Genomic DNA, 13,027 nt, shown 5'->3' with positions numbered 1-13,027 from the left:
TGAGACGGAACGCCGGGGGCCGACCCCGGCTTTCGGTGGTCGGTCCGCCGCGTGCGCGCCCAGATGACGGCGGTGATCGCAACGAGCAGGACGCGGGGAATGAGCTGGTCGTCAGGCCCTGGCGGCCGTCCGGGCTCCGGCGTCGAGCACGGCTTTGAGGGACGCCTCGAGGATGTCCACGCCGGCGTGCAGCTCGTCCTCCCCGATCGTGAGAGGCGGGGCGATGCGGAAGATGCCGCCCATCTCAGGTAGCTGGACGATGTTCAGGTGCAGGCCGCGTTCGAGGCAGGCCGAGGTGATCGCGTTGCCCAGCGCGTCGGCGGGCGCCTTGCTCTTCTTGTCCTTGACGAGCTCGACACCTTGGAGCAGGCCACGGCCGCGGACGTCGCCGACGACTTCGTAGGTGTCGCGAAGCGCCAGCAGCCGGTCGGTGAGCTGATCGCCCAGCGTCGCCGCACGTTCGGTGAGGTTCTCGCGGGCGATGACGTCGAGGACCGTCAGTGCGACGGCGGCCGCCAAGGGGTCGGAGACGTGGGTGGTGTAGAAGAGGAAACCCCGGTCGTGGCAGACCTGCTCGATCTCGGCGGTCGTGACGACGGCCGCCACGGGCAGTCCGGCTCCCAAGGTCTTCGACAACGTGAGGATGTCGGGTGCGACCCCGTCGCGCTCGAACGCGTACATCGCCCCGGTACGGCCGAGGCCGGTCTGCGCCTCGTCCAGGATGAGCAGCATCCCGCGTTCGTCACACATCTCTTTGAGGCGACGCAGATACCCGGGCGGCAGGTCGATGATCCCGCCCGAGGACAGGATGGGCTCGATGAGGCAGGCGGCGAGGCTCCCGGCCGATTGCCGGTCGACCAGGGCGAAGCCGTAGGCGAGCTCAGCCTCCCAGTCGTGTGAACCGTCGGAGGTTCGGAACGGCGAACGATAGGCGTTCGGCGAGGGCAGCGCGAGGTTTCCCGGTGTCGGCGGGCCGTAGCCGCGCCGCCCGGCGGAGAAGGTCGCGGCGGCGGCCCCTTGGGTCATGCCGTGCCACGAGCGGTCGAAGGAGACGATCTCGAAGCGGCCGGTGGAGAGCTTGGCCATCTTGATCGCGGCCTCGTTCGCCTCGGCTCCTGTGGTGAGCAGCAACATCTTGCTGAGCGTCGGGGGCAGGGTCGCGGTGAGCCGGTGGGCGAGCTCCAGCACGGGAGTGCTGAGCATGCCGCTGAAGAGGTGGTCCAGCGACGCGACCGCGGAGGAAACCGTTGCCACGATGGCCGGGTGCGCATGGCCGAGGATGGAACTCATCTGTCCCGAGGTGAAGTCGAGAATCGGCGTGCCCTGGCGATCGTAGACATACGCACCGGAGGCACGTTCGATGACCCGCGGGGTGAAGCCGGCTCCGTAGCGGACCAGGAGGCGGTCCGCCTCGTCCCAAAAGGTGGTGTCCATCGCCAACCCTCTCTCACCGCGTCCGAGACGACGTCGAATCTTCTGCTCGATGCCATCTTCAATCGACGACAAAACTCGTCACAAGCAAACAAATGCGACTTATCATTCGGCGTTGCCTTACTGTCGATGCCATGCTCAACCCGCAACGCCTCGCGATCCTGCGCGCTGTCCTGGCAGCTGGGTCGATCAACAAAGCGGCGCGGAACCTCAGCTACTCTCCCGCGACGATCAGCCAGCACATGACCACCCTGGCGAAGGAGACCGGACTGGTCCTTTTCGAGAAGCAGGGACGCGGTATCAGCCCCACCGATGCCGCACGGCACCTGGCAGACCAAGCTCAGTCGCTCCTCGCCGACTTCGGACGGCTTGAACGAGTCGTGGCGGACCTTCGGAGCGGTCAGGCGCAGCAGCTGGCGATCGCCTGCTTCGCTTCCGCGGCCGAGCGGTGGATCCCGGAAGTCGTGCGGACCGTTCGCCGGCACCAACCCAACCTCGCCGTCGAGATCAGCCTCAACGAACCGGTCGACGGGCGTGGCCGCCGACGACCGGACCTCGACATCCGGACGGAGCCCGCCAACGGCGCCGAAGTACACCTTGACGGCTACCAGCGTCATGAACTCACCGTCGAGGAGCTCGTCGCCGTGCTCCCCGGCGCCCATCCCCTCGCCGATGCCCGCGAACTCGCCTTCCGGGACCTCGAAGGCGAGCCCTGGATAGACCACGACATCTACGACAGCCCGATCGGACAGATCATCGTGACCGCTTGCAGGGCCGCCGGATTCACGCCGCGCTATGCCGCCCGCCTGGACGATCACCGGGCGGCGCTGCGACTGGTGGAGGCGGGCATCGGCGTCACCGTCCTGCCGCGCCTGGCCGTCGCGGAACTCCCCGACGGAGTCGTCGCCAGGCCCCTGGTCCGCCCGACCGTCTCGCGGCGCATCGTCGTCCACGCCCGCCAGGACCGACGCCGCGGCGACCTCATCGCCCGGGCGGTGGCACAGCTTCGCGACAGCGCCCGCGGGACCCGAGACAACTGATCCTGGACGCCGGTCACCTCCATGACGCCACCGGCCGCAGCCATGCTGTGCCGGTCGCCGCGATGAGCGTCCTGCCGCGGTCCCAGCCCACCCTTCGAGGAGGCTTGTCCGCCGTTCCGGTCCGGTACTACCGTGCCGCAGTGGATCTCTTCTCACGTTCCTGGACGGCACTGCGCGCGGCGGTCGCCGACACCCCGGACGAGGACTTCGAACGGCCGTCCGGCTGTACCGGCTGGCTCGTGCGGGACCTGGTGTGCCACCTGGTCATCGACGCCCAGGACGTCCTGATCACCCTGGTCACGCCCGCCGGAACCGAACCGACCGTGGACGCGGTCACCTACTGGAACCTCGTCGAACCCCCGACCGGCGAGGACCCGCTCGACGCGCTGATCCCCCGGCTGGCCGCCGCATACGGCGAACCGCGGTTGCTCAAGTTCCACCTCGACGACGTCGGTTCCGCCGCGGGCCGCGCCGCCGTACTCGCCGATCCCGCCGTCCGGGTCAGCACCCGCGACGAGGTGCTGACCGTCGGCGACTACCTGTCCGCGTACGTGCTCGAATGGACCCTGCACCACCTCGACCTGATCGCGCATCTGCCGTCGGCCGCCGAGCCGCCCGCCGAGACCCTCGCGGCGGCACGCGCGTCCCTGGAGAAGATCGCCGGGACCCCCTTTCCCGCCTCGTTCTCCGACAAGGAGACGCTGCTGATCGGCACCGGACGTCGCACCCCGACCGACACGGAGAAGGCCGCGCTGGGCGATCTCGCCGCGAAGCTCCCGCTCATCCTCGGCTGAGTCGCGAGGTGAGGGCACTGCCTCACCGGTCATCGGATCACACCGGCGGCGTTCGGCGGGCGCGGCGGTAGGCGGACAACAACAGCCGAGCCGCGTCAGTCCAGGCAGAACTCGTTGCCCTCGGGGTCGGTCATCACGATGAAGCCGGCACTCATCGGGGGAGCGGGCTCGTGCCGACGTACCCGCTTCGCTCCCAGCGCGACGAGCCGGTCGCACTCGGCCTCCAGTGCCGCCATCCGCTCCTCTCCCAGCAGACCGGGAGCCGCGCGGACGTCGAGGTGGACACGGTTTTTGGCGACCTTGTCCTCCGGCACCTGCTGGAAGAACAGCCGCGGGCCGTGCCCGTCCGGGTCCTCGATGGCCGATCTCGTGTTGCGCTGCTCCTCCGGCACGCCGATCCGCGCGAGGAAGTCGTCCCATGCGGCCAGCGGGTCGGCGTCCTCGGGCAGGTCGACCCCGGGCGGGCCGGGATGGACGTAGCCCAGCACGTCACGCCAGAAGGACGACAGCGCCCGCGGGTCGTGGGCGTCGAAGGTGACCTGGATGTGACGACTCATCGGGTTGCTCCGTTCGTAGCGGGATTCGTGTGCAGGTAGAGGTCGCGCAGCAGGCAGACCTCGGACAGATGGTGGATCAGCTCGCGGTGGATGTGCAGCACCAGAGCGGCCATGGGCAGCTCGGGGAAGGGCTCCTTCGCGCCGACCGGGACCCGCAGCCCCGCCTCGCCGAGGCCGCGCACCCCGGCCAGCCAGAGGTCGAGCTGGGTCTCGAGCTGGTCGAGCGCGGTGGCCGCGCTGCCGGCGTACTCCCAGGTCTCGTACGACGCCGCAGGCGCGCCGAAGTGCGCCGCGTTGCGCGCGGCGAGCACGCCGACGATGACGTGACCGAGTCGCCAGGCGATCGTGGTGAAGGCCGCGGGGACCGGCTCGGGGAAGGCGTAGTCCATCGTGAAGTGCCCGGCACCGACCTGCACGGGCGCCGTCGAGCTGCCGCGCTGCCGTACGCTCCAGGCCTCCGGCACCGGCGACCAGAAGTACTCGTCGTCGGTGAGGCCGTCGAGCCGGGCTCGGAGCTGATGGTTCCAGTGGAACTCCCATTGCTCGCGCAGCGTCCGGTTCCAGTCGTGTTCGTCTGCGTCCATGGAGCCACACTGGCATCCCTGGCGGACAGTATCGGTCCGCTATCTGGCAGGGTGGCCGACATGGACGTGGCGAGCGGTGCCGAGCGGGGTACGACGGAGCGGGTGTTCGCCCTGCTCGGGCTGTTGCAGCAGCGCCAGGTCTGGACCGGCCCCGAGCTCGCCGACCGGCTCGGGGTCACGCCGCGCACGATACGGCGCGATGTCGAGCGGCTGCGCACGCTCGGCTACCGGGTGCATGCCGGCCAGGGTGTCGGCGGCGGTTACCAGCTCGGCCCTGGGCAGGACCTGCCGCCGCTGCTTCTCGACGACGAGGAGGCGATCGCCACCGCGGTATCGCTGCTCGCCGGCGCGGGTGGCGCGGTCGCCGGCGCCGGCGACGCCGCGCTCCGGGCGCTGACCAAGCTCGACCGGATGCTGCCCACCCGGCTGCGGCACGAGGTGCGCGCGCTCTCCGGCTCGGTGGAGTCGTTCGGCGGGGGCCGCACGCCGGTCGACCCCGAGGTGCTCATGACGCTGGCCAGAGCCTGCCGCGACGAGGTCGAGGCCGGCTTCGACTACCCGTCCGGGAGCCGGGTACGCCGGCGGCGGGTCGAGCCGTACCGTCTGGTCGCCTCCGACCGGCGCTGGTACCTGCTGGCCTACGACCTCGATCGCGACGACTGGCGCAGCTTCCGCGTCGACCGGATGACCGAGGTGTCGGCGCGGACCTGGCGCTTCCGCCCGCGCGCGGCGCCCGACGCGGCGACGTACGTGCAGGAGAGCGTGGCCAGCCGGGTCTACCCGCACCAGGCGCGCTTCCTCGTGCACGCGCCGGCCGACACGGTGCGCGCGCAGATCCCGGCGTCGGCGGCCGTCGTCCGACGGCGGGGGAGCGAGCGCTGCGAGGTGCTCAGCGGCGCCGGCAGCCTCGACTTCGTGCTCGTGCACGTGCTCCTGCTGGGGCACGACTTCGAGGTCCTCGACCCTCCGGAGCTCGCGAGGCGCTGTCGCGCGCTGGCGGGAAGGCTGCTGTCGGCCGGTGCGACGATCTCCCCGGCGCCGGACACGGAGGAGTCATGAGCCGCGACCACGCCGGCGCCCCCGCGCGGTCAGGTGCTCGACCACCGGCCGGTCAGGAGGAGTCGCGCCAGGCCGAGGGCGTGCGTCCGCGGGCGCGCTTGAACGCCACGCTGAACGCGAACGGATCCTGGTAGCCGACCTGTCGGGCCACCGTGGCGACGGTCTGCCGGGTGTCGCGGAGCAGGTCGGCGGCCAGGGTCATGCGCCAGTCGGTGAGATAGCCGAGCGGCGGCCGGCCGACCAGGGCGGCGAAGCGCTGGGCGAAGGCGGCGCGGGACAGGCCGGCCTTGGCGGCCAGCGAGGCGACCGTCCACCGGTGGGCGGGATTCTCGTGCAGCAGACGCAGCGCCTCACCGATCGCGGGGTCGGCCAGCGATCGGTACCAGGCGGGCGGCGTCGCCTCCGGCCTGGCGCACCAGGCCCGCAACGCGATCACGAGGACCAGATCCAGAAGCCGGGCGAGGACCGCGTCCTGGCCCGGCTCGTCACGGGCCGCCTCGGCGGAGAGCAGATCGAGGGCCGGCCGAGTACGTGGCCCCGCGGGCACGACCGCCAGTGGCGGAAGCAGCTCCAGCAGCCGGGAAGCCACGTCGCCGTGCAACTCGTACGCGCCGCGGAGCATGACGGTGGCGCCGGACAGGCCGTCGCCGTACGTGCGGGGAGCCAGTGTCGGGTGAGGGTCGGCCGGGGCGCCGGTGGGGAGATACTTGCGTCCGTCGCGGATCACGAACCGGGGCGTGGTCGCCGGGTCGTCCGCGATCGTGTACCCGCCGGGCGCGGTGACGAGGGCGATGTCACCAGCGGCGAGGCGCACGGGAGCGCAGTCCCCGAGCCGGATCCACGCATGGCCGCCGAGCGTGGCCGCGACCGTGAGCGGCGGCGCGTCGGCGTACGTCATCCCCCACGGTGGCCGCTGGATCAGCTGCCTCACCAGGGCGTTCTGCGCGCGGGCTCGGTGCAGCAGGTCCGTCAGCACGTCCACACCGTCACCCTAGACGATCACAAAGGCACATCAGATGTTCACCCATGGATCGTCCAGGCGCCGCTGCGGTTGGCTGGACGGCATGACGAAATCCATCGCAGTGTTCGGCGCCGGTCCAGGTGTGGGCCAGGCCATCGCCCGCCGATACGGGAAGGAAGGGTATGAAGTCGTCCTGGTCGCCCGCCGCCAGGGACCCTTGGACCTGCTCGCCCGGGATCTGTCCGGCGAGGGCATCACCACCCATGTGATCACCGCCGACCTCGACCAGACCGCTGCCGTCCCGGCGCTCGCCGAGCGGATCCGCGCGCGCGTCGGGGACCCCACGGCCCTCTACTACGGCCCGGCGCCCACCGACCTGGCGCTGGTCCCCGCCGTCGATCTCACTCCGGAGCTGTTGCAGGACCGCATGCCGATCACGATGTACACGCTCCTGGCCCTGGTCCGGGAGTTCCTCCCCGCCATGCTCGAGCGGGGCGACGGCGCCATCCTCAGCGCCCAGGGGGCCGCCGCCGTCCGGGGCCGGCCGCACATGAGCGGCTGGCCCACGGTGCTGGCCGCCCAGCGGAACTACCTTCAGTCGCTCGCGGCCGAGGTCGCCGGCAAGGGCGTCCACGTCGGGGTGCTCTACGTCGGCGCTCGCATCGTCGGCACCGCCTTCGACTCTGATCACCGGCGGCGCCGGGCCCAGGGCGAACCCGTGCCCGACATGGCCGCCGCCGACCCCGCCGAGCTTGCCGACCTCCTCTGGGACATGCACGCCACGCGGAATCGGCATGAGACCGGCGTCCCGGCCGGGCTCATGGACGGATGACACCGAACGTCACCTGGGCGTCATGACCTATCGTGGTGGCCCGGTCATCCGCCGCGCCCGTGGCCCGCAGGACCATGTCTGCCTCGGCAGGGCGCTACGAGCGAGTCGCCTCGTACTCGGGCAGCCCGGCCGGCGTGGTCCTCGTTTCCGGGCGCATGGCAAGGACCAGGACGGCCAGCCCGGCGAAGATGACCGCGGCGACGACGCCGGTGACGTGCACGCCGGCGGTGAACGCCTCCCGCGCGGTGTGCAGCAGTTCCGCGCCCTGGCCGGCGGGAAGGTGCCGGCTGGCGGCGACCGCGCCGGCCAGCGAGTCGGACGTGCCGTCCATCCGGCTGCGGTAGACCACCGCGGCCACCACACCGAGCAGCGCGAAGCCGAGCGAACCGCCGAAGTAGTTGCCCGTCTCCGACATCGACGCCGCCGAGCCGGCCCGCTCCGGCGGTACGGACCCGACGACCAGCCCGGTGCCCAGCGCGAACAGCGGGCCGGTGCCCAGCGCCAGTACGGCGATGCCGATCATCACCAGCGGCAGGGCGCTCGCCCCGTCGACGCCGACCAGCAGCAGGCTGCCCAGCGCCGATCCCACCAGCCCCCCGGCGATGGCGGTCGTGTGCTTCATCCGCCGGGCCAGCGCCGGCGCGGCCATGGTGCCGACCGCCACACCCAGGCCCATGGGCGCGAACAGCACCGCCGACGCGAACGGCGAGAAGCCCAGCACGCTCTGCAGGTACTGGGTGACCAGCAGGCCCGTGCCGGCCATGGCGATGCCGGCGAAGACCAGCGCGACGAGTACGGCCGTGAACGGGCGGTTGGCCAACAGCCGCAGGTCCAGCAGCGGCGTCTCCAGCCGCAGTTGCCGGCGTACGAACAGGAATCCGATGGCTGCGCCGACGACGAGGGTCACCGCCGGCACGACCGGCACGCTCTCGACGGTCAGCTGCTTGATGCCGTAGACCATCAAAAGCACCGCCACGAGCGACAGGCCGACGCTCGTCAGGTCCGTCCTGCCGGCCTGGTCGCTGCGGAACTCCGGCAGCAGGACCGGCCCGGCGAGCAGCAGCAGCGCCATCGCCGGCACAGCGACCAGGAACACCGATCCCCACCAGAAGTGCTGGAGCAGGAATCCGGCCAGCACGGGTCCGAGCGCGCCGCCGGCGAACTGGCAGGTCGCCCAGATCGCGATGGCCTGCCCGCGCTGCCGTTCGTCGCGGAACATGTTGGTGATCAACGCGAGGGTGGACGGCGCCAGGGTCGCGCCGGCGACGCCCAGCAGCGCACGCGCGACGATCAGCATCAGCGGGGTGGGCGCGAAGGCGGCCACGACCGACAGCACCCCGAACGCCGCCGCGCCGATCATCAGCAGTCGCCGGCGGCCGATCCGGTCGCCGAGCGTGCCCATCGTGATGACCATGCCGGCCACCATGAATCCGTAGCTGTCACTGATCCACAGCTGCTCGACGTTGGTGGCGCCCAGGTCGGCGCTCAGCCGCGGGAGGGCGAGGAGCAACGCTGTCATGTCCATCGCGACGAGCAATGTCGGCAGCATGAGGACGACCAGTCCCAGCCATGCCCGGTTGATCCGCATATCCGAAACTCCCTGTTGTCTCGACGTTTCGCCGGTTGGTCGGAGCGGCCGAGAGCTTCTTGACATCGGACGGACGGAAATCTCTTGCGTCCGCCACGGTGGGACAGACATGCTGACGGCCGGGCGCCGCCAGGGCGAAAAAATCATGCGGATTTTCTGGCCGGGGATGTCAAGACGACGGCGGCCGCTCCGACCAACCGGTGCAAGGGCCCAGCCGGGGCCCGCGAATCACGCGGAGTACGAGATGAAGTTCCTGATCAGCATGCATATCAACCCGGCCGTGCTGGACGCGCTGACCGACGAGGAGAAGGCGGCGATCGGCGCCGGCCACGGCAGGTTCATCGAGGCGCTGAAGGAGTCCGGCGAGCTGATCACCACGCAGGCGCTGGTCGACCCGTCCCAGGCCGCCGTGGTGTCGGTACGCAACGGCCAGCCGGTGGTGACCGACGGCCCCTTCCTGGAGTCGAAGGAGTACCTGGGCGGCTTCTACCTGGTCGACTGCGAGAACAAGGAGCGGGCGATCGAGCTGGCGGCGCAGATCCCGGACGCCGCGATCGAGGGGCTGGGGATCGAGGTGCGCCAGGTGATGTTCGCTGACGGACACCTGGAGGCATGACGGCAGCAGCCGTCGAGGACCTGCTGCGTGAGCTCACGCCGCAGGTCCTCGACACGTTGGAACGCCGGCACGGCCAGTTCGAGGGGTGCGAGGACGCCGTGCAGGAGGCCGTCCTCGCCGCCACCGTGCAGTGGCCGGCCGGGGGAGTGCCGGACAACCCGCGCGGCTGGCTGGTGACCGTCGCCTCCCGGCGGCTCATCGACCAGATGCGCAGCGACCACGCGCGCCGCGAGCGGGAGTCGGCGACGGCCACCGAGGTGGTGCCCGAGGGCGTACCGGACACCGACGACACGCTCGTCCTGCTGTTCATGTGCTGCCATCCGACGCTGACCGCGGCCTCCCAGACCGCCCTGACGCTGCGGGCGGTCGGCGGCCTCACCACGGCCGAGATCGCCCGCGCGTTCCTGGTGCCGGAGGCCACGATGGCGGCCAGGATCAGCCGGGCCAAGCAGCGCATCAAGGCCGCCGGCAGCTCGTTCAGCCTGCCGGACGGCGCGGAGCGCGAGGAGCGGCTACGGGTCGTCCTGCACGTGCTCTACCTGATCTTCAACGAGGGCTACACCGCCTCATCGGGCGGTGAGCTGCACCGCGCCGACCTCGCGCACGAGGCGATCCGGCTGGCCAGGATGGTGCACGCGCAGCTGCCCGAGGACGGCGAGGTGACCGGGCTGCTCGCGCTGATGCTGCTGACCCACGCCCGCCGGGAGGCACGGACGACGGCGGCCGGCGACCTGGTGCCGCTGGACGAGCAGGACCGTACGATGTGGGACCGCGGACTGATCGACGAGGGCATCGAGCTGGTCAAGGCGTCGCTGGCCGGCCCGGCGCTGGGGCCCTACCAGCTGCAGGCCGCCATCGCCGCCACGCACGCCGACGCGGCCACGGCCGAGGAGACCAACTGGCCACAGGTGCACGCCCTGTACCTGATCCTGGAGCGGATCGCGCCCAACCCGATGGTGACCCTCAACCGGGCGATCGCGCTCGCCGAGACCGAGGGCCCGGCGGCCGGGCTGGCCCTGCTGTCCACATTGGACAGGGACGAGCGGATGGCCGGGCATCACCGGCTGCTGTCCGTTCGGGCGCATCTGCTGGAGAAGACCGGCGACAACTCCGGGGCGTACGAGCTCTACCGGCGGGCCGCGAAGTCGACCGCCAGCATCGCCGAGCAACGCTACCTGGAGTCCCGGGCCGGCCGGGTGCGCCGTAGATCATCCTCCCCGTCCGCGGCGCCGAAGGCCTGGAGTAGCCGCTACCCGGACGCCACGACCTCGCCGGCCGTGACCTGAGGAGCGTTCGGAAGCAGGGAGGCGAGATTCTCCCGCACGTAGTCCGCGGCCCTTCTGGTGGACTCCTCGGCTCCGGCTTGATCTTCGAAGACACTGGTGGACAGCATCACCCCATCCCCGGCGTCGACCCAGTAGTAGGCCACGAACCCCGGGACCTGGCTGATGAGCGACACGAACTCCTCACTCACCCGGCGTCCCGCCTCGGCGGGATCGGTCACCCCTTCGTATCGCCGTACCGTTGCGTACATGGCTTTCCTCCTCACCGGGCACAAGATCGCCCCATGGGGGAGGACATACCCCCACCTTTCGTCCTGCGACGCCAAGGGTCCGTAATGAAACGACACGATGTGGCGGAGGACGGCTGGCCCTGAGTCAACGCGGCGGCGGGGGCCCGGACGAGATGCGGCCCATCTCGTCCGTCCCGCACCACATCGTGGCCGCCGGCCGGTCACCCCAAGTCCGCGCCGGCCGCCCTGTACGCCCCTGCGGCATCCCGTGCCGCCGGCCCGCCCACGAGCTCGCCCGCCGCACCGTGGCGTGCCGCCGAGCAGGCCGCCGCCGGTCAGGCCGCCGTGGTCAGGCCGTGCAGGGCGGCGATGGCCTGCCGGCCGGTCGGCGTGGTGAAGTCCCGCACCATGTCGGAGACGAAGCCGGCCACCGACGTCACGACGCCACCGGCGGCCTCGATCTGGCGCAACGCCGCGTCCTCGGTACGGCCGGCCAGCCCGCCACTCGCGTCGATCAGCACCCGTACGTCATAGCCGCCCGCCAGCGCGTCGAGCGCGGTGTGCAGGACGACGATCTCGGTGGTCACGCCGCACACGACCAGCGTCCTGCGGCCGCGGGCCTCGATCGCCGTGCGCCACGCCGGGTCGTCCCAGCAGCTGGGACCGGTGCGCGCGAACGGCGGCGCTTCGGGCACCTCCGCGATGACGCCGGGACCGCCCGGCCTGGGCGCGACCGAGACGGTGAACGGGATGCCGAGCGCCGGCGCGACGCCGCCGACGACGCCCGCGGCCCGCCGGATGGCGGCGGGGCTGTTCGTGGCGCTGGCGTCCACGATGCTGTCCTGGAGGTCGGCGAACACGATCTGCACCTGACGATGATCCAGCATCGTTCTACCCCTTAATCGTTCAGATTATGAATGATATCGGGACGCTAGCATAGCGATCGTGAACGATGTCAAGCTCACCTCCACCCTCGCCTTCCGGCTGGGCACGCTGGGGGCCATCGCCACCGACCGCTTCTCGGCGCGGCTGGCCCCGCACGATCTCAAGCCGAAACACGTCGGGCTGCTGTCCGTGCTGGCATCCGGCGCGGCCGCCTCCCAGCTCGACATCGCCAAGCTCATGGGAGTGGCGCCCAGCCTGGTCGTCTCCCTGGCCGACCACCTCGAGGCCATGGGCGCGGTGCGTCGCCTGCGCGACCCGGCCGACCGCCGCCGCCAGACGCTCACGCTCACGGACGAGGGGAGCGCGCTCCTGGCCGAGTGCACCACGGCCGCCCGCGAGCTCGACACCGAGCTGACCGCCGGCCTGACCCCCACGCAGCTGGATGTGCTGCACGAAGCGCTCGGCCACCTCGCCGCCGAACACGGCCTCCCCGCATGACCACCGACGACCGCATCGAGCGCACCCGCTCGCTCTACGACCGGGCGGTGTTCGCCGGCGACACCCACGCCCTCACGGCGGCCGAGCACGCGCTGAACGCCGTCGAGGCCGATCTCGCCCTGGCCCGCGGCCGCCTCGTCCACGCCCGGTTCCTGGACGGCGGTGCGGAAGACCCGTGCGAGCTGGAGCTGTTCGAGCGAGCCGCCGACCTCTACCGCGCGCTCGGCGACACTCGCGGCGAAGCCGAGGCGCTGTTCTGGATCGGCGCCTTCCACCAGGTGGTCCGCGGCGACGACGGCGCCGCCGTACCGGCTCTCCAACGCTCGCGCGCCCTCGCCGCAGAGGCGGGCGACGCGCTCACGACGTCGTACGCGCTGCGCCACCTGGGCATCGCCGCGCACCACGCGGGACGCCTGGACACGGCCCGCACGCACCTCGAGGAGTCGGTACGGCTGCGCCGCGGGCTCGGCTTCCACGCCGGGGTCGCCGCCAACCTGGTCGGCCTGGCCTACATCACCGCGGCGGAAGGCGATCGCGACAAGGCGCTGGAACTGCTCGACGAGGCGACCTCACTCGCCCGCTCGGACGGCGCGCACAGCGTCATCGGCTGGATCGACGAGGCCCGCGCGCAACTGGCCACCGGGGGAGGGCCAGGCGGATGACGTCGTC

Annotated in this window: 15 protein-coding genes; 8 read left to right on the top strand and 7 right to left on the bottom strand. The window is 71.4% G+C overall.

Annotated features, from left to right (window positions below; translation table 11 throughout):
* Positions 1-111 precede the first annotated feature (111 nt).
* Complete coding sequence (locus tag ACWENQ_RS23375; RefSeq protein ID WP_452416093.1) at positions 112-1,434, bottom strand: aspartate aminotransferase family protein; 1,323 nt, start codon at positions 1,432-1,434, stop codon at positions 112-114.
* Between the two features lie 131 nt (positions 1,435-1,565).
* On the opposite strand from ACWENQ_RS23375, the gene ACWENQ_RS23370 reads away from it, so the two are divergent.
* Positions 1,566-2,471: a LysR family transcriptional regulator gene (locus ACWENQ_RS23370; RefSeq protein WP_449923478.1), complete on the top strand. Its 906-nt coding sequence runs from the start codon at positions 1,566-1,568 to the stop codon at positions 2,469-2,471.
* A 140-nt stretch (positions 2,472-2,611) separates the two neighbouring features.
* Entirely contained in the window at positions 2,612-3,265 is a 654-nt protein-coding gene (locus tag ACWENQ_RS23365) for a maleylpyruvate isomerase N-terminal domain-containing protein (RefSeq protein WP_449923475.1), read from the top strand.
* 95 nt (positions 3,266-3,360) lie between these two features.
* Here the strand turns inward: ACWENQ_RS23365 and ACWENQ_RS23360 are convergent, their stop codons facing one another.
* Positions 3,361-3,822, bottom strand: coding sequence for a VOC family protein (locus ACWENQ_RS23360; RefSeq protein ID WP_449923472.1), 462 nt, complete (start codon positions 3,820-3,822; stop codon positions 3,361-3,363).
* A complete protein-coding gene (locus tag ACWENQ_RS23355) occupies positions 3,819-4,406 on the bottom strand; it encodes a DinB family protein (protein WP_449923470.1) in 588 nt (195 codons plus the stop codon). Before ACWENQ_RS23355 ends, ACWENQ_RS23360 begins: the two co-directional genes overlap by 4 nt.
* 60 nt (positions 4,407-4,466) lie before the next feature.
* Here ACWENQ_RS23355 and ACWENQ_RS23350 point away from each other — a divergent pair, with 60 nt between their 5' ends.
* Entirely contained in the window at positions 4,467-5,465 is a 999-nt protein-coding gene (locus ACWENQ_RS23350; protein WP_449923467.1) for a helix-turn-helix transcriptional regulator, read from the top strand.
* Positions 5,466-5,517: 52 nt separating this feature from the next.
* Here the strand turns inward: ACWENQ_RS23350 and ACWENQ_RS23345 are convergent, their stop codons facing one another.
* Positions 5,518-6,447, bottom strand: a complete 930-nt coding sequence (locus tag ACWENQ_RS23345) for an AraC family transcriptional regulator (RefSeq protein ID WP_452416092.1) — start codon at positions 6,445-6,447, stop codon at positions 5,518-5,520.
* Between the two features lie 82 nt (positions 6,448-6,529).
* On the opposite strand from ACWENQ_RS23345, the gene ACWENQ_RS23340 reads away from it, so the two are divergent.
* Positions 6,530-7,258: an SDR family NAD(P)-dependent oxidoreductase gene (locus ACWENQ_RS23340; protein WP_452416090.1), complete on the top strand. Its 729-nt coding sequence runs from the start codon at positions 6,530-6,532 to the stop codon at positions 7,256-7,258.
* Between the two features lie 94 nt (positions 7,259-7,352).
* Here the strand turns inward: ACWENQ_RS23340 and ACWENQ_RS23335 are convergent, their stop codons facing one another.
* On the bottom strand, positions 7,353-8,846 hold the full coding sequence (locus ACWENQ_RS23335) for an MFS transporter (RefSeq protein WP_452416088.1): 1,494 nt from the start codon (positions 8,844-8,846) through the stop codon (positions 7,353-7,355).
* 244 nt (positions 8,847-9,090) lie between these two features.
* On the opposite strand from ACWENQ_RS23335, the gene ACWENQ_RS23330 reads away from it, so the two are divergent.
* Both ACWENQ_RS23330 and ACWENQ_RS23325 read left to right on the top strand, forming a co-directional pair.
* Positions 9,091-9,462 (top strand): YciI family protein, encoded by a 372-nt coding sequence (locus tag ACWENQ_RS23330; protein WP_449923456.1) that lies wholly within the window; start codon positions 9,091-9,093, stop codon positions 9,460-9,462.
* Entirely contained in the window at positions 9,459-10,748 is a 1,290-nt protein-coding gene (locus ACWENQ_RS23325; protein ID WP_449923453.1) for an RNA polymerase sigma factor, read from the top strand. Before ACWENQ_RS23330 ends, ACWENQ_RS23325 begins: the two co-directional genes overlap by 4 nt.
* On the opposite strand, the gene ACWENQ_RS23320 is transcribed toward ACWENQ_RS23325, so the two are convergent.
* Both ACWENQ_RS23320 and ACWENQ_RS23315 read right to left on the bottom strand, forming a co-directional pair.
* Entirely contained in the window at positions 10,712-10,996 is a 285-nt protein-coding gene (locus tag ACWENQ_RS23320) for a hypothetical protein (RefSeq protein ID WP_449923451.1), read from the bottom strand. The genes ACWENQ_RS23325 and ACWENQ_RS23320 overlap by 37 nt on opposite strands.
* Before the next feature lie 314 nt (positions 10,997-11,310).
* Positions 11,311-11,862: an isochorismatase family protein gene (locus ACWENQ_RS23315; RefSeq protein ID WP_452416086.1), complete on the bottom strand. Its 552-nt coding sequence runs from the start codon at positions 11,860-11,862 to the stop codon at positions 11,311-11,313.
* A 58-nt stretch (positions 11,863-11,920) separates the two neighbouring features.
* Here ACWENQ_RS23315 and ACWENQ_RS23310 point away from each other — a divergent pair, with 58 nt between their 5' ends.
* Complete coding sequence (locus ACWENQ_RS23310) at positions 11,921-12,358, top strand: MarR family winged helix-turn-helix transcriptional regulator (protein ID WP_452416084.1); 438 nt, start codon at positions 11,921-11,923, stop codon at positions 12,356-12,358.
* The gene (locus tag ACWENQ_RS23305; RefSeq protein WP_452416082.1) at positions 12,355-13,020 is read left to right on the top strand and encodes a tetratricopeptide repeat protein; all 666 of its coding nucleotides are present in this window, start codon (positions 12,355-12,357) and stop codon (positions 13,018-13,020) included. Before ACWENQ_RS23310 ends, ACWENQ_RS23305 begins: the two co-directional genes overlap by 4 nt.
* Positions 13,021-13,027 lie beyond the last annotated feature (7 nt).

Source organism: Nonomuraea sp. NPDC004354, assembly GCF_053602555.1.
Note: the sequence above shows the minus strand (reverse complement) of the source record. Positions and strands in the feature narration are given on the sequence as shown.

Coding starts and splice junctions, on each gene's coding strand:
- ACWENQ_RS23375 (WP_452416093.1), bottom strand. CDS start 1,434: ATGGACACCACCTTTTGGGACGAGGCGGACCGCCTCCTGGTCCGCTAC.
- ACWENQ_RS23370 (WP_449923478.1), top strand. CDS start 1,566: ATGCTCAACCCGCAACGCCTCGCGATCCTGCGCGCTGTCCTGGCAGCT.
- ACWENQ_RS23360 (WP_449923472.1), bottom strand. CDS start 3,822: ATGAGTCGTCACATCCAGGTCACCTTCGACGCCCACGACCCGCGGGCG.
- ACWENQ_RS23355 (WP_449923470.1), bottom strand. CDS start 4,406: ATGGACGCAGACGAACACGACTGGAACCGGACGCTGCGCGAGCAATGG.
- ACWENQ_RS23350 (WP_449923467.1), top strand. CDS start 4,467: ATGGACGTGGCGAGCGGTGCCGAGCGGGGTACGACGGAGCGGGTGTTC.
- ACWENQ_RS23340 (WP_452416090.1), top strand. CDS start 6,530: ATGACGAAATCCATCGCAGTGTTCGGCGCCGGTCCAGGTGTGGGCCAG.
- ACWENQ_RS23335 (WP_452416088.1), bottom strand. CDS start 8,846: ATGCGGATCAACCGGGCATGGCTGGGACTGGTCGTCCTCATGCTGCCG.
- ACWENQ_RS23330 (WP_449923456.1), top strand. CDS start 9,091: ATGAAGTTCCTGATCAGCATGCATATCAACCCGGCCGTGCTGGACGCG.
- ACWENQ_RS23325 (WP_449923453.1), top strand. CDS start 9,459: ATGACGGCAGCAGCCGTCGAGGACCTGCTGCGTGAGCTCACGCCGCAG.
- ACWENQ_RS23320 (WP_449923451.1), bottom strand. CDS start 10,996: ATGTACGCAACGGTACGGCGATACGAAGGGGTGACCGATCCCGCCGAG.
- ACWENQ_RS23315 (WP_452416086.1), bottom strand. CDS start 11,862: ATGCTGGATCATCGTCAGGTGCAGATCGTGTTCGCCGACCTCCAGGAC.
- ACWENQ_RS23305 (WP_452416082.1), top strand. CDS start 12,355: ATGACCACCGACGACCGCATCGAGCGCACCCGCTCGCTCTACGACCGG.